The sequence below is a fragment of the Paenibacillus endophyticus genome (assembly GCF_014192395.1).
Taxonomy (GTDB): domain Bacteria; phylum Bacillota; class Bacilli; order Paenibacillales; family Paenibacillaceae; genus Pristimantibacillus; species Pristimantibacillus endophyticus.
The window spans coordinates 331,785-355,010 of sequence record NZ_JACHXW010000004.1; the positions used below are offsets into that span (position 1 = coordinate 331,785).

Here is a 23,226-nt window from a genome sequence, read left to right on the forward strand (position 1 = left end):
CTGTTATGATCTATGGAGATCGGTTCTTGCCGCTTTATGAAGGCTCGCTCCTTGATCTAATCTACTGCGATGCTTAAAACATGCTTGCCTTGCTCGTATCCGGGCACCACCGCGCTGTGCGATAATAACGAAGAAGGACTTCTACAGCTTTCTCCGTCCGCAAGTAGGTCAACGCTTCAAATGCATATGCCCTTACGTACCGGTCTTTGCTGTCCAGCGCGGCGGTGAGTGCATGTATGACTTCATTTGCTTCTCCATTTTTCCCAGTTCTCAGCAGTGTCAATGCAGCGCTATAGCCTATCTTATTCGCAATATAGCCCTGATGCGGCCAATAATCGATCGTTTGCTCCATCTTCTCCTGTTCTAGTGCTTTTACTAAAGCATGGGCTGTGGATGAGACCGCTTCAGGAGATGTCGCATGGATGAATCCGAGCGCTTCCGCTGCTTGCCGCTCTACCAGTGCATGCCCATCGGATAGAGCAAAAATGAGTGCAGTCACAACCTGTTCCTTTGGACTTCCGATCATGCCGAGCGCAAAACATGCCAATGCTCGCCTTTCACCGTCAGAATGGTCAAGCAGATCGATCAATCCTTCGACAGCAGCTTTCCCGGCAGCAATACAGCCATATCCGGCTCTAACCGACGCTTCGGCTGACCCCAAGCGCATGATACTTAGTAATTCGCCTACTCCCAATTCACCCGATCTCCCTAGCGTATAGGCAGCATTCAGCGCTACATTTTCTATATCCCCCTCTGCCGCTTCCTTTAATCGAACTGCTTCTTTTTGATCAACCAAAGTCGCATCCGTTCGTTCTTCTCGCTCGGCAGAACCGCCTCTCAGCCAGTCCCAAACATCCAACCAAATGGGAAGCAAGGTATCGTCTGCTTGCCCTGCGGGAACTTGAAAAGTCTTGTTCTCATATTCCCAAGTTGGCGATGTTGGCGCTTCCAGTCTTGCGAATTGAAATTTCAGCATATAGCGATCCTGATTGGATGTGTTGAGCGAAGCCTTATGCCATAAGTCAAAATGTACCAGCACCATGGTTCCTGCTGGACCTGTCGGCAATCGGAACGGCTTATCTTCTCCGGGGAAATGTTCATTGTATTGAGACCCTGGCATAACCGCTGTTGGACCGAGCTCCTCTGTGATGTCCTGCGTATAATAAAATATCATGGCCCACCAAGGCCGGTGGCTCCTCATTGCGCTCCAATAACCGTCCTTATGCCACAGTCCGCCCCCTGGGTTCTGATTCGCTGGCTGGTTGTAATGGCAGTGCCGATGCGGGTGCATATAGTAGTCTGGTCCAAGTATGCCCGTCAATGCTCCCCTTACAACCGGTGTTTCAAAGAAAGCTTGAATATCAGGCACTCTTGGCAATATGTTGTTCCCGGGATTTCCTTCCTCCATCAATACCGCATGGATGTGGCTCATTACTTTCTGATGCCGTTCATTGGGCAGCTCATTCTGCAACACCAAATAACCTTCCGTAATAAATTGAATGATTTGTTCATCAGTCAGCAATTTTAAATCTTGTTGCATATCGATCGCTCCTTATATTATCTTATAACTACAGTATTAACTGTATGGGAGCAGCCGTTATATGTATTTAGATAGGTGTCTTCTTTTTGCACAATAGTAGGTTATTTTCTTCATAAAGCGTTTAGGAGACCATTCACATGACTTTCTCAAGCTTTCATCCTTATGTTTATTACGCGACAAGATATCCGTTTGCCCGTGGGCAAACTAGCTTTCCTAGAATCTGCTATGCCAGTTCCATCTATTTAATCAGCGAAGGTACGGGGACATTAAAAATGCTGGGGAAAACATACATGATGGAGCCAGGCAGCCTTGTATATATACCAGCTGGTCAGCATCACGAATGGTTAGCCGACCTTGAGCGGCCGATGGTCCATATTTGCTGTTATTTTGACTGGTCCTATGTGGAGAGAAGCGCGATTTCCGATTGGGCAGCACCGATCTGCTATCAAGCTGAGCAGCTGGTGGCTGAACTTGTTGGACCCTCTTTCCCCTATGCAATACCAGCGGTTCTTACGGTCGATTCCATGCGCCCATGGATTGATCATTTTCAAAGCTTTTATAAAACAGGAGAATATACAAGCGGAAAAACGTTCCTGAGGAGTTTAACGACGCAGCGGAATTTCCAAGACTTTATCGAATATTTCCTTCAAAACGTGCTGAAGGAGGATCATATTCCGGACCCACGGATCGGACGGCTCCTGGCGCAAATGGAACAAAATATATTAAGCGGTGCCGAATATCCTCCTGCTTATTACTATGAAAACCTTCATCTCAGCCGAGGGCATTTTTTCGAGATATTTAAACAAACAACGGGCTATTCGCCAGTCCAGTATATGAACCGCTTTCGTATTGGGCGCGCGATGGAAGATCTTCTGCATACGAACTTGAGCATTACGGACATATCCGAAAAGTACCATTTCAGCTCTGTTCACTATTTCTCTAGGCTTTTTCGCAAGCAAACCGGCCAATCACCGCGTGAATTCCGATTGGTTGAGCAGCACAAATGGAGAACATAGCCATACTTCCTGTCAACCATAAGGCAGCTGATCCGTACGTTTCCGCTTAGCCAAGGCAATTATCAACATTAACAGCGGCAGAAATACATTAAGCAGAGGGAAAATATATGGAACGGCAACCTCAGTCGGAAATACAATGGACACCTCGACATAGTTCCGTGGGATTAATGCAATCAGGCCTCCTATTAAAGAAATCCACCAGACGAATGGACGCCATTTCTTTGTGCCGAACCATTCGGCGGTACCGTAGCTTGCGGCGAACAAGTAGAGTGAGAGCTTAATGTAGATGCTCATCATCCAAATCGCCGTCATTATGGCATCCAAATTCTCGACAACCCCGCCAATGGATATGGAACGAACGAGCAGCAGCAAAGGATATGGGGAGCTTCCCGTGACCATAGGCCCAAACATCATAAGTACTGCGAATATGGACAAAACGAACCCCGAGCCTGCGAGCAGAACGCTGAAGACAGAGTGCCGTATGACGGATTTTTTCTGTTTCAGGAAAGAGATTAACATCATGAGCACGATACAGTCGCCAAGAAAAGGAGCTGAAGGGATTGCAGCCGACATCACCGTAAGCGCGTTGTTATCGCCGAATACTGGAGATAGACGTTCTAAATCCATTTTGTTGACGGCTAGCAGGATCGGGATGAGCACCCCTGCGACGATAATCGGCCCTAGCACTTCGCTTAAACGCCCTATCACAGTAATGCCTTGAATCGCAGGGTAAATGACGGCAAGCGACATGATCAAAAGGATGCTTGTAATCGGTGTTTCCGGCAAAATCGTGCCGATAATAAATGACGTGAACTGCCGCAATATTGCCGCATACACGATGATCCAATATATAATATATAGCATGCTTACGAAACGCCCAAGCCATTTGCCGAGAAGATGATGACTGAATGAAATCAAAGTCTGACCTGGATAAAGCGTGCTTACCTTCGCGCAGCAATACGCAATGCCGGTACCCATGACTACGACCAACAAAGAGGATGCCCAGGCATCCTGCTTGGCAATTTGAACGGTAGCCGACGAAGTAAGCAATATGAGCATCAGCATTTGCATGCTTGCAATCATCCAAAAAATCTGACGATTTGATAACACCATGGAATCCATGAGCAGCTCAACTCCTTTCCCCTTTGTTCACACGTACATTAATGTTTGATATGCCTGGATTTCTAATGATCGTATCAACCTCAATCTTAATGTCCAGCGACTTAAATATTTCATTCCAGCGTTGTCGGTTTTGCTTCCATTCTTTTGGATACTTATGGTGGAACGCTTTTGCAAGACCAAGCACATCCGCATCGTATTGGTTTTGCAGCCGATTGACAGCCGATTCTATTTGTCTGCTTAGCATTTCGTTGAACGGCTTCTCTATCTTTCTCAAATGGTCATGCTTATCGATTAGATTAAGCTTGGTCGCATTATCAGCCACGTCCGCGTTAATTTTCAGTTTCATAAGTGCGCTCCATTTTCCGTTTTTAATGGAAGGAATGACACGTACGCTGCTTCGTTTAAGCTTTATCGTTATTTTTTGTTGCGAATTATCTAGTGCGATTCCAACATTTCGTTCCATTCGCATATTTTGAAACCACTGCAGTCCTTCTGACATTCCAGTATCTAAATAACCGACCACCTTCCTTTTTTTTACGATCGCGTCACCCTTAACGATAAGAATGTTCTTTTCTTCGCCTGCGGACATGAAAGATGAGGCATGGGCAATCGGCAAAGTAAAGGAATCCGATTCCGATGCAATCATTTCTGCTACATTAATGACCGTTGAAGACTCAAGTGACCTTTTCTGACCCATTTTAATCAACGTTTCATAGGAATTGGGATCGCTTAACGAAAGCAGCAGCGCTTTCGCGGTTTGGCGGCATAAATAAATGTTAGCTTGCTCCCGCGGTTCAATATCTCGGAACAAAAAATCAAATTGGTCGTGCATGCCGTCTCTTGCTAATGCTTCACCAAATATATATGCCTTGGCATGGCCCCAGAAAAAAGTTCGCGGAAGCTCCCTCTGCATCACCGACAAGGCATCTGGCAGCGTCATCCCTGTACGGGATAGCGTATAGACGCGTCCTTCGGTACTTCCTCCATCACTTCCACCTGAAGAGGGATTCGGAATGAATACTTGAACCGTGAGCTCGATGTGCTCGTTCTTTGCCTTGTCAATGCCAACCGCCATGATAAGCGCCATATCATTAACTTCAATCCGATCCCAACATCCCGGCAATATCGCGAGAACCAAGCATAGACAAGCCAACTTCCATATTGGAATACTCACGATTGAAACCCTCCTCCGGCTTTCATTCCCTTGTTTTGGCATAAACCGATTGTCGCATTTTGTTCTTGCCAACATAGGTGCCAGGACGCTGCTTCATAAATTTAATTGGCGCTCTTATCAGCGAGTCCTTCCATTCTGTTGGCCGCAATGGAGAGAATGGGGACAAGTAAGGAATGCCAAAGGAATGCAGGGTGCACAAATGTGTGATGATAAGCAGCAGCGATAGCATAAGGCCAAATATCCCAAACATCCCAGACAGGATCATGATTGGAAAACGTAGCAATCTAAGCGCAATGCTTGCTGGATATTGCGGCATCATGAATGACGAAATACCCGTAATGGCAACGACCATGACCATGGGAGCAGATACGAGCCCCGCCTGAATAGCAGCTTGGCCGATGACTAGTGCGCCTACGATGCTAACTGCGGAGCCAACTTGCTTCGGCAGCCTAATTCCAGCTTCACGCAGAGCTTCAAAAATAACTTCCATGATGAGCGCTTCAAGCAGCGCAGGAAACGGTATTTCCTCCCTGGATTGCGCAACCCGCAGAAGCAGCGTTGTGGGAACCATCTCTTGATGAAAAGTTAATATGGCTACATATACCGAGGGTGCCAGCAAAGCAATGAAGAAAAACAAATATCGGAGCCACCGAATCGTCGTGCCGATCCAAAATCGCTGATAATAGTCCTCTGGAGACTGCATTAAAGAAGCAAGAGTAGTAGGCGCGATAAGTGCAATCGGCGTATTCTCGGTTAGTATAACGATCCGACCTTCAAGCAAGGCCGCTACGGCAACATCCGGTCTTTCGGTCGCTTGGATTTGTGGAAACGGTGAAAAAGTCGAATCCTCGATTGCTTCCTCCACCATCGCGCTTTCAAGAATTCCGTCAATATCTACGGCAAGCAGTCGATCAGTGATCTGCTGTACGATTTCATCCCTTGCAATTCCTTCTATGTAAATCAGATCAATGATCGTCTTGGAGTATCTGCCTAACTCGAACGATTGGATTTTCATCGTGGAGCTGCGAATCCTTCTGCGCAGCAGAGAGGTATTCGTCGATAAGGTTTCCGTGAAGCCCTCCCGCGGTCCGCGGACGACCGACTCGGATTGAGGCTCCTCCACGCTTCGCGCTTCAAACTTTGTTAGGCATAAGGAAAGTCCGCCCTTAATGCCATCAATGAGCAGCAGCGAACGTCCCGTCAGAATCGATCTTACAGCGTCGCCATAAGACTCGACCGTTTTTTTGTTGCTGATAACGACCCCTTCAAAGCTGTCCAGCTCGCCTGACTCTGCTTCTCGTGTTGTAAGCGGTCGAATGACCTGCATTTCGAGCTGCATCGTATCCGTTAGCCCTTGAAAATAAAAGACAGTCGCAGCCCTGCTTCTGCTTACAACGAAATCATGCATGACAAGATCAGCGCAATCCAGAAAGAACTGTCCAAGCACGTCTGCATTTTCCTTAATCGAAAGGCTCAACATCTCTTGTTCGAGCTTTTCCAGCATGGGATTGTCCAAATACTCCAGCTCTGGTACGTTCAATACTGATGCACCGCCTTTGCTTCAATATGCATTCCTTTCTTTACATGGTTCAAATTGGATAACGTTATATTGGGATAGTTGACGCATTAATATGCACCAACCCTCAAAATCAAAGCAATGTAAGAGCAATGTGGACACTTTTTCCTTCAATCAAGGGATCATTGTCTATCGATAATCGAGAAATAAGCAAGTATGAAAACAATGCAAATCTTGCTGTCGTTATTTTCGGCATAGGCAAACTAAACAGCAAAAAAGGCAGCTTCCTAAACGAGAGGAAGCTGCCTTTGAACCCTTAATTTCAGCAGAGAATATATGCGATCGATTTGACCTTTTGACGGAACTTCACGATGCTTGCCGTTCGCCAAACTGTTAGGCAGCTCGCGATTATGAACGAGAAATCCTAGCCATATCACGGCTATCCAAATAAGGAGTATCGTTGCCTTTTTGAACGACACGGACCATCGCTTTGCCAAGCTCGCTCAATGTAATGACATGTTTCGGCATCAACCGGCGTATGAAGGGATACAGCCAAGTCAGCGCCGCATAATAGCGGTGCGCGTTTTTCAATCCTTTGGTCGGATGAATATAGCCGGGGCGGAACATGTATGCTTTTTCAAAAGGGAGTTGCAGCAATTCGTTCTCCGTTTTCCGCTTTACCCTCGCCCACATGCTCTTGCCGGTGTCCGTTCCGCCTGCTGTCACATAACAAAACACCATCTTTTCATTTCTAGCTGACACCAGTCCTGCCACATACATCGTCAAATCAAACGTGATTTGACTGTATGCCGCTTCGCTCATGCCCGCAGACGAAATGCCTATACAGAAAAAACAAGCATCATAGCCGCCGAGTTCCTCGCGAATGGCCGATAAATCATAAAGATCGGGAACGACTAATTCTTTCAGCTTCGCATCGGTCACTCCGCATGGCTTACGACCAATAACCAGCACTTGCTCCACATCCGGATGCGCCAAGCTCTCGTGCAAAACCCCTTCTCCAACCATGCCTGTAGCGCCTGTTAAAATGATTTTAAGCTTATTCTTATTCGTTTCCATTCGAATGGCCATACTTTTATCGTCTCCCTCGCGCTAATCAATCATTTTCCACTGCAAACAAGCCATCCAATGATTTTCCCATGAACCAACATTCAAATATTAATCGATCGATCGGTTATTTCATTAAAAACAATAGGATGCCATTAAGCTTTTATGGCATCCCAGCTCATCCGTATCATGTTTTGCAGATTATCCTCGCTGGCTTCGTATTGTCCTTTAAAATGAGACTTAGCGAGCTGGGCAAGCGGAAAATAGCAATACGTTAATAGAAAAGTCGTTTCAATGGGCTTAATCTCTCCTAAACGTTTTCCTTTCTCCATTTGCTCGAATAAAGGGATAAACATCGAGGATGTATCCTCCAAACAAAGCTTTCCGATCAGCGGCGAGGCTGCAAACTGCTCCAAAAACATGAAATAGGATTCATTATCCAGCATAAACCGCAGCATATTCCTCATGACCATCTCGAACGCGTCACGAGTAGGCAACGTCTCATCTAAGTGTTGAAACAATTGCAAGCTCATCTTCTGCTTAACCTTCACATAAATTTTGCCTAAGAGATCCTCTTTACTCTCAAAATAAACATAAATCGTCGCTTGTGATACGTTTGCCCGTTTCGCGATTTTGGACATCGAAATGTCGGAAAATCCGATTTCATTCAAGAGCTCAATCGTCGCATGAAAAATCGCTTCGCTTTTATTATCATCTTTATGTCTCATATTTTATATAATAACCGATCGATCGATTAAATTCAAAATCAACGTATTACGCCTATCATCATTTTTCGTGCTAGGCATCTTATTCCGAATCACCCTGCGTTCTTCCAAGCCGCTTCAGTACAATTCCAGCAAGCAGAGCAGATCCCATTGCCAAGCAATTCTCATGGATATCGAACTTGGGATGATGCAGCCCGTAAGCTTGCTCGGCATGACCCGTTGGCCCAGAGCCTATCCAAAAAAAACAGCCGGGAACATGCTTTAAATAGAGCGAGAAATCCTCGCCTGCGAGTATCTGCTTCGCTTCGATTCGATTGCCGTAGCCGTATATGCGGTCTATTGCCTCTTCGACAATGCGCACCTGTTCGACATGGTTGACGAGGATCGGTACCTTCTCCTCGTAATGCAGCTCCGCTTGGCACCGAAGGCCATATATCTCGTCCACGCCTTCAAGCACGCCTGCTTCAATCATAGCCTGCGCGCCTGCATTGATTTCCTCTGCCGGCTGGAATATAAATCGGACATTGCCGGCTAGCTGCTCCTTCCGATTCGTGAGCAGCTTCGCTGCGCCGTACAAGATCGCTGTATGCGCATCATGCCCGCAAGCATGCATGATCCCGGGACGCACGGAAGCAAATGCAAGCCCTGTCTCCTCTTGAATCAGCAGCGCATCCATATCTGCACGCAGAGCTACGGTAGGTCCCGAGCGGCTGCCTTCAAGGTCCGCGACGACACCGTGTCCGCCAATTCCGACTTGTACATTCATATCCATACCACCCAATAAGCGAGCAATCGTGGAGGAAGTCTCAACTTCTTGATGGCTGAGCTCAGGATGCTGATGAAGCTGCTTCCGTAGCGCAACCAGCTCCCCTTCCAGCGCTTTGGCAGAGGCAGGAAGATCATTTAATGCGGAAGCCATTATTTTGTATCCTCCTTTTTGCTGACAGCCGGCTTCTTTCTGTCCTTGGCCAGCTGACGAATAATCTCCTTGCCGGTCGGCGTCTGCGCTAGACCGCCCATTGCCGTCTCTCGGTGTGTATCTGGCATCGCACTGCCCACCTCAAGCATGACTTGTATCACCTCATCCGTCGGGATGGCGCTGCGTACGCCTGCAAGCGCCATATCGGCCGCAGCAAGGGCATTGACAGCCCCAAACCCGTTTCGGACAATGCAAGGAATTTCCACCAAGCCGCCTACAGGGTCACAGATCAGGCCAAGCGTATTTTTTAGCGCCAGCCCAACCGCATGCACCGCTTGAGCCGGTGTTCCCCCTTTCAACTCGACTAAGGCGCCTGCAGCCATTCCGATTGCTGATCCAATCTCGGCTTGGCAGCCCCCTTCGGCTCCGGAGATAAACGAATTGTTGGCAATGATATAGCCGATGGCACCCGCACTGAACAGCCCTTTTACCATATGATCGTCATCCCAGCCGAAACGCTCCTGGCTGCTTACGAACACGCCGGGAATAACGCCGCAGGATCCTGCCGTAGGTGTCGCAACGATGCGGCCCATTGAAGCATTCACCTCGGATACGGCGAGGGCATAGGCCATGGCAAGACCGGTGAAGGGCTCTAGCGAAGCATCCGGATTCCTCGTATATTCATGCACCCGCTTCGCATCGCCGCCAGTTAATCCGCTTCGCGATGTTTTCTCAGAAACAATGCCTTTCGCAGCCGCGTCTTTCATAATGCCGTAATATGCTTTCATTTTCTCCCATTCCTGCTCCTTGGAGCGCCCTGATTCCGCAGCTTGGTCTTCCAGCATAATATCGCAAATCGATTTGCCCTCTTTCTCGCAAACGACTGCGAGCTCCTTCAAAGAACTGAACCTCATTCTGAAGCACCGCCATTCAAATCAATATAATGAATGCTTCTCACATGCGACAGTAACTTCGCTTTGCCGAGCAGCTCCTTGGGAATCAGGCCATCCGTCTCAATAACCGTCGCCGCATGGCCTTGTCTGGCCTTGCGGTCAACATCCATATAGCCGATGTTAACGCTAGCCTCGCTTAACAGCCTTGTCAGGTTCGCGAGTACGCCGGGCTGATCGGTATGTTCGACAATAAGCGTCGGGTAATTGCCCGTAAACTTAAGATCGAATCCGTTCACTTCAATCACTTCGATATTTCCTCCCCCGATAGAGCAGCCCGTCATCTGGCATCCCCTATTGCCGGAGGACAACTTAATCTGCAATGTGTTCGGATGAACGGCAGGCACGCTGCTCGTCTGAAAGCCAACCGTCATCCCCGATAATTCTGCGATCTCCAGCGATTCCGGAATTCGCTCGTCATCCGTATCGAATCCGAGCAATCCTGCTGTCACGGCCAAATCCGTCCCATGCCCGCTGTAGGTGGCAGCAAGAGAGCCGTAAAATATGATTTCAGCCTCTATCGGCTCTGTTTCAAGCAGCCCGCGGGCTACTCTGCCAAGCAGAACCGCTCCTGCCGTGTGTGAGCTGGACGGGCCGATCATACCGGGACCAATAATGGAAAACACATCTTTAAACCGCATATCGGGGTCGATACCTCCTATTTAAGCCAATCAGAAAGATGTCTTCTTACGAACTCATCATCGTTCAAATGCGGATAATCCGAATAAACCCGGTCGATTTCTTCATTCTGTCCCGGTGAGAGCTCCTCGTGCGGATTCAGGCACCATGTCCCTTTAAGAAGACCTTGCCTGCGCAGAACCTCGTAAATGCCGGGGATACATCCTTCAAAGCCGTGTGACGGATCAAAAAATGCGGCATTCGAATCTGTTACTTCAACATTTCGAACCAGCCATTCCGGCGACAGGCTTTCTTGTATCCGCGCATGTTTGATTTCCTCTAGCAGCTGCACGGCCTTATGCGTCCATACTGCCCAGTGTCCAAGAAGCCCGCCGACGATTCTTTTCTCAACCATTCTGCCCTGCACCTGGAACCGGTAAACCGTTAACAAATCATTGACGATATTATCGTCATTGCCCGTATACAATGCGATTTGATCCCTGCGCTCGGAACAGCATACGGCGCGTACGACATCAATCGTCTGGTAACGGTTAAACGGGGCCATCTTTATCGCAATCACACCGGGAATGTCAGCGAAAGCACGCCAGAATTCGAAGCTGAAAGCTCTACCGCCTACTGAAGGCTGCAAATAAAATCCGATTACGGGAATAACCTCCGCTACCTTTTCCGTGCGCTTCAAAATGTCCGACTCCGACCAGCCTTGAAGCCCGCCCATGCTCAGCAGCCCGACTTCATATCCGAAGCCTGCTGCGATGGCGGCTTCGCTGAGCGCTTGTTCCGTTCGCCCGCATATGCCAGCGACTCGCAGGAACGGACGGGAGAGCTTCGCGGCCTCAACCTCCTCCGAGGCCAAACGAAGCACTTTCTCGAATAATCCATGCTGCGGGTCGCGAATTTCGAATTGCGTCGAATGAACGCCAACAGCAATGCCGCCCGCGCCTGAAGCGAGGTAATAACGGGTAAGCGCTCTTTGGTGCCGCTCATCCAATTGCCTGTGCTCGTTAAGAGCCAGAGGATGCGCAGGAATGACTAGCCCTTCATAAAGCGCGAGCGCCTGCTCTTGCGATAGGAGAGTAGACATGCTTAGAATTTCCCCTTTCTTTCCTGGAAATGTGTCGGCTTGTTAAGCGTTGCTCCGCCAGCCTCTACCCATTCGGCTGTCCAATCAATCATTTGAAGCAAAGATACCCGTGGATAACCGAAACGCTGATGGCATTTGGATGCATTGTTCAGCAGCGCATGATCCGCTTCCACGCCCTCCAAGATCGGCTCCGCATTGAATCTCTTGCCGAATTCTTCTGCTGCCCATCGAATCGACATCGTTTCCGGGCCTGTGACATTCAGAACGTTTACCGGAGCTTCGCAAGCCAGCAATGATCTAATCGCAATCTCGTTAGCGTCTCCCTGCCAAATGACATTCGCATGTCCCATCGTCAGATTGATCGGTATGCCGTTCTTGACGGATTTTGCAATTTCCAGCAGCACGCCGTAGCGCATGTCAATCGCATAGTTGAGTCTATAAACAACCATTGGAATGTCGTATTTTTTGGAAAAATGCTCGAATATCCGCTCCCGTCCCAGACAAGATTGACCATATTCCCCAATTGGCGACGGCGCCACCGCTTCGCTTGCGCCTCCGAAGCCGACCGGTGTGAACGGGTAGATATTTCCCGAGGAGAATACGACAATGCGTGAATTCTTGTATTTCTCGGCTACTCTGCCCGACAAGTACGCATTCATCGCCCATGTAAATGACTCGTTGCCTGTTGTGCCAAATTTGTTCCCCGCCATGTAAATGACATTTTCAATATCCGGCAAAGCTTGAAGCTTCTCATCGTCGAATAGATCGCAAGCAATCGTCTCGATCCCCTCCGCTTCAAGCTGTGCCTGAAGTCCCGCCTCTGAAAATCGCGATACTCCGATCACTTTTTTGTTTACGCCGGCAGCTTTGAGCGCATTCATCAATAGTCTAGCCAGGCTCGGCCCCATTTTCCCTCCAACGCCTAATAGGAGAATGTCTCCCTTGAGTGCCTTCATATCGTTTATGAGTGCTTCCGACGGTTCGGCCAGTTTGGCCTCGAGCTGTGCAATGGTTCTCATTTGAAAAATAACTCCCTTCCAGATGCGAGGATATCTTCATCATAGAGATCCCATAATTAAAAGACAAATCTTTTAATTGTCTTTTAATATCTTAAAAAAAAACCCGAATATCGAAAATTCGGGTTAATGATTCACTTTATCTTCCAAGAAGGATAGCTTGAATATTTGGCGCGGCCTCCCTTTGGGAACCTTCTCTACCCCAGCGATCCGGACCAGTCCATAATCGATCCACTGAAGAACAAGCCGGTGCGTGCTTCTTGCCGTAATACCAAGAATGGCCGCCAGCTCATGCACCATATAATCAACGCGGCCGCTTCGCGCAACATGCGCAAGCATTTTGCTCAAATAAACGGAAGTCATGCCCGCTTCCTCGGCCTTCTTAATCAGCGCCGCGTCGGTCATCGATAATGTAATTTCAATCGGGTCTGCCATCGCAAGCGGCCCAATAAATGTCTTGTCTTCCCTAACAATAAAACAAGTATCTCCGCCAGCGTCCTTCGACTTGCGCAGCGCAGATCTCGCATGGGTGCCCGCTTCATTCGCAGAACGGCCAAATCCGATGCCGATGCTGAGTGATAAGCCGAATTTTTGGTTGGCATGCTTGCCGAGCGGAATGGTCTTATAGCCGCCGGTTTCCCTCTCAAATATGCCGCGGGTCGTGAAAAACAAATATTCGTCTCCGCCAAGATGGGTCAAATAACCGTCCAAAGATTCCACGTAATCAAGCAGCATCCGATGAATCTCCAGCTTGAACTTCTGTACCTCATGCTCCGATGTATGCGTATGAATACGCTTCTCGAAATGGTCGATATTAAGCAAGCCGACTACGATTTGCGCTTCCTTGCTTTGCCGGGTCTCCGTTGATAGCAGCGCCCTCTCCAAAGCAACCGTAATGTTCTGGTCGGTTGGGATGATCCATTCATTCGGTATCCCCCGCTCCGTTAGCGCTTCAGAAACGGCCGCTTCAGCTGTCATTGCCGCATCGCACGCTCCTGATTCGAACAGCTGCACATGAAAGCCAATCAACGCTTCAATCGTAGGATAAGCTGTTCCGCTGTACAGAATCGTCTGCACGCGCGATTCATTAATTTCTTGCAATGATTTGGCAACCATTGTTTTCCCTAACGTATCCATGGATATTCGCAGCTGCTTCTCTGGCTCAAGCGCATTTTTCAATCGGGACAACGACCGGTAGAAGCTCGTGTCTGTTAATGGTACATAATGAAGCGCAACATCCAAGCTTGTTTCTTCCCGAATCCGATGATAAGGGAGCGGCCCCGATACCAGTATGACTTCCGCCTCGCTGGCTATTTCTGCAGCCAGCCCCGCTGCCTCCTCCTCTTTCTTGTAAATGCTCGCTATCGGACGGAAAGACGGAAATGATTGCAGCACCTTCATCATCCGATTGACCAACACTTCAGGGCCAATAATACCGATTGCTATCCCTTTTTCTGTGCTGTGATTCATGTATATTTAATCCCCCATTATTTACAGACATCATCTTTAATAAGTCTTTTAAGCAGCTTAGCATACTGCTGGATGCCAGTACAATGACAACAATAATGAGCTGTCCCAGAACCAAAAGAATGAAGTTCACTGGAGAGAAAGCACTATTTCGACCAAAAGAATTGAAAGCACAAAAAAATAGCCATACAGGGTGCCTATACCTGTACGGCTATTTTTCACTTTTGGTCTATGGTAGCATGTTTCATGCGATTATGGGCAAGCGAAAACCACCCGACGCCACTTTTAAGTAAACGTTAGCCAATCACATTCGTTATGACTTCGATATTGCCTTGAGTTGCTCTAGCATAAGGACAAACTTTATGGGCTTCATCGACAATTTCCTGAGCCTCACTAATCTCTACGCCTTTTACTGAAATGTCGAAATGAACTGCAAGCACATACCCGTCATCCGCATCCTTACCGAGTGAAACATTTGAATCTATCGAGATTCCTTCCGCTTTAATGCCTTTTTTCCTCATAATAGTTCCCATCGCACCTTCGAAACATGCAGCAAAACCAGCAGCGAACAGCTGCTCCGGATTGACTCCATTGCCTGGTCCGCCTAGCTCCTTCGGATATCTTAAGTCCAAATTAAGATTCCCATCGCTCGAAACTGCTTTACCTTCTCTTCCACCTTCAACTTTTACTGTAGCCGTGTACAATTTCTTTTCCATTGATATCATAATAATATCTCCTTCCATTTGACTGATTTATTTTTCACACTTCATGCGCATCTTATCCAACCATGCAATAAGATGGCTTTTGCTCGTCCGCATTAATCTCCTTGGCATCGCCATTTCATTATTTTCTCCGTATTTCCATCAGGCGAGCAGTCTCGTCAAGTGAGGAGACCTCTGTTGGTACAAATGCTATACATCCATTACGACATACTGTCCATTTATTCAGTTTGTCCAATAGCCACTTGCGGCAATGGACAACCTCGTCATTTATAACCAATCTATTCCATTTAAACGCATAGTTGATAACGGTTCATCCCTCCAAACAATGCTTTTGCGCGGTCGTGCTTTTTAGTCCGCTCAAAGCTTCTGTTCCGCCCCCGTCATCACGGATTGGTATACAGCTTCAAGAACGGCAATCACCCCAATAGCAGGTGGCATCCATGCTCTGCAGCAAACAGAGCAGATTCCTTGTGCAAAAAATGCGGCAAAGCGATGACTGCGATATCCGGCTGCTCGATTCGTATCATTTCTCGGTAATCGAGGTAAGCGTTCACGCCATGCTGCTTCGCCATTTCGGATGCTCGATCCCATTGAACATCCGCAACAGCACAAGCACATAAGCCGTCTGTAGCTTGAATCGCATCAAAATGCTCATTCGCAATGGCGCCTGCTCCGAGCACGGCAACCTTTAATTCAAGCTCATTATGCAACAGCACACGCCTCCTCTGGATGATAGGATTCAATGCATCCTATAAATATACGAACCGACCGGTGTCGCGGCTTTCATTGGCTGCCTCTAAGAACCGCATTATGCGCAGCGTTTCCTCCATCGCAATATCAGACTTACCTGTCACAAAAAAACGCATGATTTTGTCCACAAGGCTGGCGTAATAGGATTTTGGATGTCCATATACATCGATATGGCATGTTTTCGACTCCCGATGAAGAAGTGCTCCGAAAGCTTCGTTTCCTCTTCGGTTGCCGCGAATCGTACCGACCATGCCATTCTCCCATACACCGCTTATAAGTTCATGTTCACTAGTCGTCACAGCTACTACCTTCGTACAGCTTTTCCCTAACGTTCTGAACAGCATTTCCGCCATATGCACACCGTACCAGTAAAGGCCCGGTTGAGTCGCCTGCAGAGCCATCGGGCCGTAACAATCCATGCCAATCACCTCGCCTGCCGCTTCCTCCGTCAAAGCCTCCGTTAAACCTTCGGCATAACGAAGCGCTGAGCAGCTCATCAACGGCACGCCGTACTCTTCTGCCAGCGCTGCAATCGCATTCGCATGTGTACTCGAGACCGCCATCGGCTTATCGATAAATACCGGCTTCCGATAGGAAGCAATGCTGCGGAATTGCTCCAAATGTACACGTCCGTCAACAGAAAGCAGAAGAATGGCATCGCTAGCTTCCGCGACCTCCTCGGGAGAGCCGACGATCTTAATCCCTGATCGGCTTTTCATTTGGTCCGTAAACCCTCCAATGCGCGTGCTGCTCAATTCGAAGTCAGCAGATCCCCCGGGAAATGCGACCACGACTTGTCCGCCAGGGATATGTAAGGCATGATCGCTGTCGTTAATCAACTGCGTGAATGTATTGGCGTGAGAAGTATCCAGCCCAATGATGCCGATTCTTTTTTTACGCGTAAGCATTGTCATTCTCTCCCCTGAAAAACTAGATAGAAAGCGCAATTTTGAATGAACTTGAATCAAGCAAAGATGCGGCCAATGCCAACTCATCCTTGCTTATTCTTATATTGGGTAGGCGTAATTCCCTTATAGCCTTTAAACATCTTGCAAAAATAACGGTAATCGGAAATGCCTACAGCGGCTTTTGCGATATCGGTCTCGAATGCTTCAACGTTAAGCGTTACTTTGCTGCCGTCTTTCGTATAGTGCTTGCCTTCTTGGCCATAATGCGTCATCAGGAAACCTTCTTCGCATGTCAGCCCATTTAGAATTTCAAGTGATCGCGTTACTTTGTCAGGGGCTTTATCAGCAGTCGTTTTGCTAATAAGAATAGTGCTCTCCGGGACGTTATACTTCCACATAATCGATTTATCGAGCGGATAGATCGGCTGCCAGTTGGCTTCCGGATTAAGCGCTTTCGTCCGATTCTGCACGCTGGTAGGAATGCTCTCTAGTGCCACTGTTTTATCGCCAGACGAGAAGATCATACCCACTTTGCCTTGTGCGGCTTTGTCGTGGTGCGCAGGCGCTTTGTTCAAGAACCAGTCCGGATCAACGATTCAAACGCTCCTATTTCCCCATCCATTCGCATGCTGATTTCTGTGCTCGCGTTTGAATCCCAGCAAAACCGTGTATATGGCTGTATGATGATTTTCGAATAAAGGGTGAGAGATCATGCATAAGCTCGGTTCCGAGGAAATGCTGCTTGATGCAGCATTGTTCCAATTCATTTTCCCGTTTTCTTTAAACAAGAATTGCAAAGACAAGCTGGTATTCCAGCTTCAAGCGGATGGTTTCACGCGATTTTCTTTAAAGAACACCGCATTGGAATCAGAGTATTACGGCGATGATTATTGCGTATCCCATCTTAATTTGGAACGTTATTATTTGCCTTTTACCAATAGCATGATATTCCCGCACGCCGAGGACAAACCTGGATTGCACCGCTATTCCAAAAAAATAAACCAAGCATGCACGATGCGCTCCAAAGCCCGCAGCATCGGTTTCATTGTGCAATCGACGGATGTATTTCTTTGTCCATTCGATCTTGGGTTTATTACGATCCGGGTTGAAATACCGCGCGGCACTGCCAACTTTTCGGAAGCGATGGAATTCGCCAAACGGTTCCGTGTCCTGCAAGATATGAATAGCCGGGACCGTGAGGTCAGCTGGCTAACAGATCGATCGGAATATGGCGATGTGGAAGATTTTTTGTTTAAGCATCTCGTACCTGGCATCGTTCCGTTCATGAATACGAAAGGAATGGAGGAAACCTATTTCGCGAGGCATCCTTTTTTCGTCGATGAGCGGATGTATGTACAAGGCCTAATTGCATTTCAGAGCGGAAATGAAATGACAGAAGCTGACTTGTTCCGCGCATCGCATATTGATGGATTTGACGGAAACAATCAACCCTATATGAGCTCAACGAACCCCTCTTATATCACTCGTTACCTCGACAAGCATGTGTATGACCGCTGGGCGCCGCATACCTATTACATCACACATGAAACATCGTTTGTATGTGTCACCAATGAAGAACAAGCTATGCGAACACGGATCGCTAACCATATGTATGGCGAATACTACTATGCACTGATCATTAATCTGTTCCATAAAATCGTGCTGCTGAAGCTGTCTAATCTGTATTCCCATATCCGCTTGGATGAGAATCAAGATAAGATCGAGCAATTGATCCGATCGATTACGACCTTCTCAGCCAAATATTATTTCAATGAGGTCGTTTCGCAAACGCAGGGGAAAGAGATTTTCATTCAGCTTCGCAGTCAATTCGGCAACATCGATCTGTTTACGGATGTAAAACAAACGCTGGCGGATTTATACAAATACCAAGAAAACTTTACGACGAAGCGAAGCAATTATTTGCTGCTCATTCTAACGATTTATACGGTCATAAGCGGAATTTACGGCATGAATCAAGTCATCGAAGACTTAAAGGGTGATATTGATTGGGGTAAAATGCAGGAATACTCTGCTTTTGAATACTTTGCTTTCGCACTTACATTATCCGGCATAACGGTTGCCTTGTGGCTTGGTGTCACGACAATCTATCAGTTGATCAAAGAGATGATAAAAAAACATCAATACAATAAGTAGAACAAAGGATACTTCGACTAGTAGCTGTCATCTAACGAAAGAGGCGAACGTGCAGCATGAAATGCAGCACATTCGCCTCTTTGTTCCCAATCAGCCTAGAATAAAAGTCTTAAAGCGCAGCAAACTTCCGTTTCACTTGATCAAGCATATTTGCACGAGCTTCATTCGCATCTGGCGATGTCACGCCGCCGAATAATAGATGATCCACGACTTCGATTCCGCTGAATTCAAATATGCCGTCGCCGGACGTCTGCTTCAAGGAATCGTTCATTCCGATGCTCTCATAGATTTCGCCAGGCGTCCCGTACGTATTGACGATCAGGCCTTTTTTCCCGGAAAGCAGCTTGTCAATTCCGCCTTCGGCATTGTATTGGTAGGCGAATCCGTAAGAGAAAACACGGTCCACATAACCTTTTAGAATGGCGGGAAGACCCGTCCACCATATCGGATAAATAAACGTGACAACATCTGCTTTTGCCAAAAACTCCTGCTCTGTCTTGATATCGGCAGGTATATTCCCTTCGCGCAATGCTGTTATGTCTTCTGTCGTCAGAACGGGGTTGAACCCCAGTTTATTAAGGTCACGAACGCTTACTTCATGTCCATTGGACTGGAGTGCCTCCACCGCCGTGTTCAGAATGGCATGGTTAAAGCTCTCTGCATGCGGGTGTGCAAATACGATTAAATGATTCATGATTTATCCTCCTTGATTCTAATTTAAACTTTGTAACAACTATTGTTACAAAGGTAACAAAAAAAAGATGCGCTTTCTACTTGTAACTTTAACAGTTACATGTTCGCAAGTCAATACCGAAATGCACTTCATCGGAATCCAGGTTGAACAAAGCCTTTGGAACGAAAAAAGATGGCAGCGGACTTATAGCCGCTGCCATCTTGTATATAGGAGTACACCCAATTAGTTATTATTGTCCATCCATTGAAAGTGGAAGCTTCCTTTTTTGTCCAAACGCTCAAACGTATGCGCTCCGAAATAATCCCGTTGCGCTTGCAGCAGGTTAGCCGGCAGACGCTCTGAACGATAGCTGTCATAATACGCGAGTGCTGAAGAAAAAGCGGGAACCGGAATGCCTCTCGTAACAGCCGTTGCGATAACACTGCGCCATGCGTCCTGATAGCTCTCAACGACTCCTTTGAAATAATCATCCAAGAACAAATTTTTCAGTTCAGGGTTTTTATCATAAGCATCCTTGATGTTTTGCAGGAAACCGGCACGAATGATGCAGCCGCCGCGGAAAATCATTGAAATGCTGCCGTAATTAAGATTCCAGCCGTACTCGTCGGAAGCTGCTCTCATCTGGGCAAAGCCTTGTGCATATGAAGCGATTTTGCTTGTATACAAAGCTTTGCGAACCGCTTCGATAAATGCTTTAGGATCGCCGTCATAGCTTGAATTAGAAGGGCCGTTCAGAAGCTTGCTCGCTGCTACGCGCTCTTCTTTCATCGCGGATAGGAATCGTGCAAACACGGATTCCGTGATGATGGACAACGGTACGCCAAGATCCAATGAGCTTTGGCTTGTCCATTTGCCTGTTCCTTTTTGGCCAGCCGAATCAAGAATGACATCTACCATCGGTTTTCCTGTTTCTGGATCTGTTTTTGCAAAGATATCAGCCGTAATTTCGATCAAATAGCTATCTAGCTCGCCGCGGTTCCATTCGGAGAAAATGTCGTGAAGCTCGCTAGTACTCAAGTGCAGGACATCTTTAAGCAATTGATAGGCTTCGCCAATAAGCTGCATATCGCCGTATTCAATGCCGTTATGAACCATTTTGACATAATGGCCTGCACCATCGCCGCCAATGTAGGTGGAGCATGCATCGCCGTTCACTTTTGCGGATATCGCCGTTAAGATCGGCTCTACGAGCTCATAAGCATCCTGCTGCCCGCCAGGCATAATCGCCGGACCTTTGAGCGCGCCTTCCTCGCCGCCTGAAACACCTGCTCCAATAAAGCGGAAGCCTTTTGCTTGAAGGTCTTTGTTCCTTCTCTGCGTATCAGGAAAATACGCGTTCCCGCCATCGATTAGAATATCGCCTTGATCCAAGTATGGCACCAATTGATCTATTGTATCATCCGTCGCTTGACCGGCTTTTACCATAATTAATATTTTGCGAGGCGTCTCCAAGGATTGAACAAATTGCTCCAGGCTAAAAGTGCCTACTACGTTTTTACCTTCGGCTTCTGCCAATAGCTCATTTGTTTTCTCGGGCGAACGATTGTACAAAGCAACCGAGAACCCTTTGCTTTCCATATTCAAGGCAAGGTTTTTACCCATTACCGCTAATCCGATTACACCAATTTGTTGTTTAGACATCGTAGACTTCCTCCTTGCTTTTATGTGTATCTCTATGACATTATTCGGGTTTGGCTGCCGCTATACGATTCAAAAGCTCGGCCTTCTGTGATTCAAAGCCTGGTTTGCCGAGCAGAGCAAACATATTGTTTTTATAAGCTTCCACGCCTGGCTGATCGAACGGATTTACTCCAAGCAGCAGCCCGCTAATTCCGCATGCTTTCTCGAAGAAATAGACCATTTCACCATACGTATATTCGGTTAGTTCATCCAATTCGACAATTAGATTAGGAACGCCGCCGTCTACATGGGCTAGCCGCGTACCTAGAGCAGCCTGCTTGTTCACTTCATCCATCGTCATGCCTGCAACGAAGTTCAATCCATCCAGATTGCCCTCGTCCTCTTGGATCGTCAGCTCAATTCGCGGTTTCTTCACGGCAAGCACGGTCTCGATAAGATCGCGGCGCCCTTCTTGGACGTATTGGCCCATGGAATGCAAATCGGTCGTGAAATCGACGGATGCCGGATACAGACCTTTCTGGTCTTTGCCTTCGCTTTCGCCGAATAGCTGCTTCCACCACTCGGATACAAAATGCAAGGACGGTTCAAAATTGGCCAGCAGCTCGATCGATTTCCCCTTGCGATACAGCGCATTGCGAACAGCAGCATATTGATAGCTTTCGTTCGTAGCTAGATCCGGATTGTTGTATTTTTCGGCAGCAGCCGCAGCACCCGCCATCATTTGATCGATATCGAGTCCGGCTGCTGCGATCGGAAGAAGTCCAACAGCCGTTAATACGGAGTATCGGCCGCCTACATCATCAGGAATAACGAAGGTTTCATATCCTTCTTCGTCAGCAAGCTTCTTAAGCGCGCCTTTTGATTGGTCAGTCGTTGCAAAAATACGTCTTCTAGCGCCATGCTTCCCGTATTTTTTCTCCATGTACTCTCGCAATATTCGGAAAGCAATCGCCGGTTCCGTCGTCGTTCCCGACTTCGAAATGACATTCAGGGAAATGTTTTTCCCCTCCAGCATCTCCAATAAATGCGTAATGTACGTCGAGCTTATATTTTGTCCGGCAAAGTAGATTTGCGTTTTGCCTTCCATTTGATTGTGAAAGGTGTGGGAAAGTGCTTCAATCGCAGACCTTGCACCTAGGTATGAACCGCCGATTCCGATTACGATCAATGCATCTGAATGGCTGCGAATTCGCTGAGCGGCATGTTTAATTCTCGCAAATTCCTCTTGATCGTACGCAAGGGGAAGGTTGACCCATCCCAAATAATCGGAGCCGGGTCCTTCCTTTTCGTGCAGCTTGCGATGAGCCACATTCACAAAATCTCCGAAATAGTCGATTTCATGCTGTTGGACAAATGATAAAGCATTGGAGTAATCAAATGTTATAGCCATATAGTGCGACTCCTTTGATTCTGATTTTTTTCAAGCTTTACAGCTCAGCTGTTTTTTTCCAATCGGCTGCGAATTTCTCCATTCCTTGATCGGTCAATGGATGCTTGGAGATTTGCTCGATTACGCTGAATGGAATCGTTGCGATGTGAGCGCCAGCCATAGCTACGCGAGTAACATGGTCGGGGTGACGAACGGATGCAGCAATAATTTGAGCATCCAATTTATGCGTGCGGAACAATTCTGCCACTTTGACGATCAATTGCACGCCGTCTTCCGAAATATCGTCCAAGCGTCCAAGAAACGGTGATACATAAGTTGCACCGGCGCGAGCAGCCAAGAGCGCTTGGTTTACTGTGAAGATGAGCGTGACATTTGTTTTAACGCCTTTTTTAGTCAAATAACGGCATGCTTCAAGGCCTGCAAGCGTCATGGGAAGCTTAATCGTAATATTCTTGTCGTTGTTGTTGATTTTGATCAGTTCATCTGCTTGTGCAATCATTTCTTCGGCTGTTACAGCGTCAGGCGTTACTTCAGCGGATACGGATTCAACCTCAGGCACTTCACGCAAAATTTCGGCGATACGGTCTTCGAATTTCACGCCTTCTTTGGCAACCAGCGACGGGTTAGTCGTAACGCCGGATAAAACTCCGATTTTGTAAGCTTTCTTAATATCTACCAGGTTAGCTGTATCGATAAAAAATTTCATATGTGTTTCCTCCAATTAGTTTTAATATTTT

22 protein-coding genes are annotated in these 23,226 nt (G+C 47.4%); 2 read left to right on the forward strand and 20 right to left on the reverse strand.

Features of this window, described 5'->3' with window-relative positions; translation table 11 throughout:
* Positions 1-73 precede the first annotated feature (73 nt).
* A complete protein-coding gene (locus FHS16_RS09150; protein ID WP_183561132.1) occupies positions 74-1,540 on the reverse strand; it encodes a HEAT repeat domain-containing protein in 1,467 nt (488 codons plus the stop codon).
* 137 nt (positions 1,541-1,677) lie between these two features.
* Here FHS16_RS09150 and FHS16_RS09155 point away from each other — a divergent pair, with 137 nt between their 5' ends.
* Positions 1,678-2,556, forward strand: coding sequence for an AraC family transcriptional regulator (locus tag FHS16_RS09155; RefSeq protein WP_183561134.1), 879 nt, complete (start codon positions 1,678-1,680; stop codon positions 2,554-2,556).
* A 12-nt stretch (positions 2,557-2,568) separates the two neighbouring features.
* Here the strand turns inward: FHS16_RS09155 and FHS16_RS09160 are convergent, their stop codons facing one another.
* The 15 genes from FHS16_RS09160 to FHS16_RS09230 all read right to left on the reverse strand — a co-directional run bounded on the left by FHS16_RS09160 (position 2,569) and on the right by FHS16_RS09230 (position 17,185).
* A complete protein-coding gene (locus FHS16_RS09160; protein ID WP_183561136.1) occupies positions 2,569-3,678 on the reverse strand; it encodes a GerAB/ArcD/ProY family transporter in 1,110 nt (369 codons plus the stop codon).
* Positions 3,679-3,685: 7 nt separating this feature from the next.
* Entirely contained in the window at positions 3,686-4,852 is a 1,167-nt protein-coding gene (locus FHS16_RS09165; RefSeq protein ID WP_183561138.1) for a Ger(x)C family spore germination protein, read from the reverse strand.
* A gap of 22 nt (positions 4,853-4,874) precedes the next feature.
* The gene (locus tag FHS16_RS09170) at positions 4,875-6,392 is read right to left on the reverse strand and encodes a spore germination protein (protein ID WP_183561141.1); all 1,518 of its coding nucleotides are present in this window, start codon (positions 6,390-6,392) and stop codon (positions 4,875-4,877) included.
* 384 nt (positions 6,393-6,776) lie between these two features.
* A complete protein-coding gene (locus FHS16_RS09175) occupies positions 6,777-7,457 on the reverse strand; it encodes an NAD-dependent epimerase/dehydratase family protein (RefSeq protein ID WP_246431671.1) in 681 nt (226 codons plus the stop codon).
* 131 nt (positions 7,458-7,588) lie between these two features.
* On the reverse strand, positions 7,589-8,161 hold the full coding sequence (locus FHS16_RS09180) for a TetR/AcrR family transcriptional regulator (RefSeq protein WP_183561143.1): 573 nt from the start codon (positions 8,159-8,161) through the stop codon (positions 7,589-7,591).
* A 79-nt stretch (positions 8,162-8,240) separates the two neighbouring features.
* Positions 8,241-9,077, reverse strand: coding sequence for a M20 metallopeptidase family protein (locus FHS16_RS09185; protein WP_183561145.1), 837 nt, complete (start codon positions 9,075-9,077; stop codon positions 8,241-8,243).
* On the reverse strand, positions 9,077-9,991 hold the full coding sequence (gene sdaAA, locus FHS16_RS09190) for an L-serine ammonia-lyase, iron-sulfur-dependent, subunit alpha (protein WP_183561147.1): 915 nt from the start codon (positions 9,989-9,991) through the stop codon (positions 9,077-9,079). Before sdaAA ends, FHS16_RS09185 begins: the two co-directional genes overlap by 1 nt.
* Positions 9,988-10,668 (reverse strand): L-serine ammonia-lyase, iron-sulfur-dependent subunit beta, encoded by a 681-nt coding sequence (gene sdaAB, locus FHS16_RS09195; protein ID WP_183561149.1) that lies wholly within the window; start codon positions 10,666-10,668, stop codon positions 9,988-9,990. The genes sdaAA and sdaAB overlap by 4 nt, the downstream gene beginning before the upstream one ends.
* Positions 10,669-10,685: 17 nt before the next feature.
* A complete protein-coding gene (locus FHS16_RS09200; RefSeq protein WP_183561151.1) occupies positions 10,686-11,747 on the reverse strand; it encodes a dihydrodipicolinate synthase family protein in 1,062 nt (353 codons plus the stop codon).
* Positions 11,748-11,749: 2 nt separating this feature from the next.
* On the reverse strand, positions 11,750-12,766 hold the full coding sequence (locus tag FHS16_RS09205) for an NAD-dependent epimerase/dehydratase family protein (RefSeq protein ID WP_183561153.1): 1,017 nt from the start codon (positions 12,764-12,766) through the stop codon (positions 11,750-11,752).
* Between the two features lie 123 nt (positions 12,767-12,889).
* Positions 12,890-14,233, reverse strand: a complete 1,344-nt coding sequence (locus FHS16_RS09210) for a GGDEF domain-containing protein (RefSeq protein ID WP_183561155.1) — start codon at positions 14,231-14,233, stop codon at positions 12,890-12,892.
* Positions 14,234-14,526: 293 nt separating this feature from the next.
* Positions 14,527-14,955, reverse strand: a complete 429-nt coding sequence (locus tag FHS16_RS09215; protein ID WP_183561157.1) for an organic hydroperoxide resistance protein — start codon at positions 14,953-14,955, stop codon at positions 14,527-14,529.
* Positions 14,956-15,368: 413 nt separating this feature from the next.
* On the reverse strand, positions 15,369-15,662 hold the full coding sequence (locus FHS16_RS09220) for a Gfo/Idh/MocA family protein (protein WP_183561158.1): 294 nt from the start codon (positions 15,660-15,662) through the stop codon (positions 15,369-15,371).
* A gap of 39 nt (positions 15,663-15,701) precedes the next feature.
* Positions 15,702-16,610: a Gfo/Idh/MocA family protein gene (locus FHS16_RS09225; protein ID WP_312890814.1), complete on the reverse strand. Its 909-nt coding sequence runs from the start codon at positions 16,608-16,610 to the stop codon at positions 15,702-15,704.
* Between the two features lie 83 nt (positions 16,611-16,693).
* A complete protein-coding gene (locus FHS16_RS09230) occupies positions 16,694-17,185 on the reverse strand; it encodes a type 2 periplasmic-binding domain-containing protein (RefSeq protein ID WP_183561160.1) in 492 nt (163 codons plus the stop codon).
* 136 nt (positions 17,186-17,321) lie between these two features.
* On the opposite strand from FHS16_RS09230, the gene FHS16_RS09235 reads away from it, so the two are divergent.
* Positions 17,322-18,764, forward strand: a complete 1,443-nt coding sequence (locus FHS16_RS09235) for a hypothetical protein (RefSeq protein WP_183561161.1) — start codon at positions 17,322-17,324, stop codon at positions 18,762-18,764.
* A 109-nt stretch (positions 18,765-18,873) separates the two neighbouring features.
* Here the strand turns inward: FHS16_RS09235 and FHS16_RS09240 are convergent, their stop codons facing one another.
* The 4 genes from FHS16_RS09240 to fsa all read right to left on the reverse strand — a co-directional run bounded on the left by FHS16_RS09240 (position 18,874) and on the right by fsa (position 23,195).
* Positions 18,874-19,458, reverse strand: coding sequence for an NAD(P)H-dependent oxidoreductase (locus FHS16_RS09240; protein WP_183561162.1), 585 nt, complete (start codon positions 19,456-19,458; stop codon positions 18,874-18,876).
* A gap of 222 nt (positions 19,459-19,680) precedes the next feature.
* Positions 19,681-21,099 (reverse strand): NADP-dependent phosphogluconate dehydrogenase, encoded by a 1,419-nt coding sequence (gnd, locus tag FHS16_RS09245; RefSeq protein WP_183561163.1) that lies wholly within the window; start codon positions 21,097-21,099, stop codon positions 19,681-19,683.
* A 40-nt stretch (positions 21,100-21,139) separates the two neighbouring features.
* Entirely contained in the window at positions 21,140-22,489 is a 1,350-nt protein-coding gene (locus FHS16_RS09250; protein WP_183561164.1) for a glucose-6-phosphate isomerase, read from the reverse strand.
* Between the two features lie 37 nt (positions 22,490-22,526).
* Positions 22,527-23,195, reverse strand: a complete 669-nt coding sequence (fsa, locus tag FHS16_RS09255) for a fructose-6-phosphate aldolase (RefSeq protein ID WP_183561166.1) — start codon at positions 23,193-23,195, stop codon at positions 22,527-22,529.
* Between the last annotated feature and the right edge of the window lie 31 nt (positions 23,196-23,226).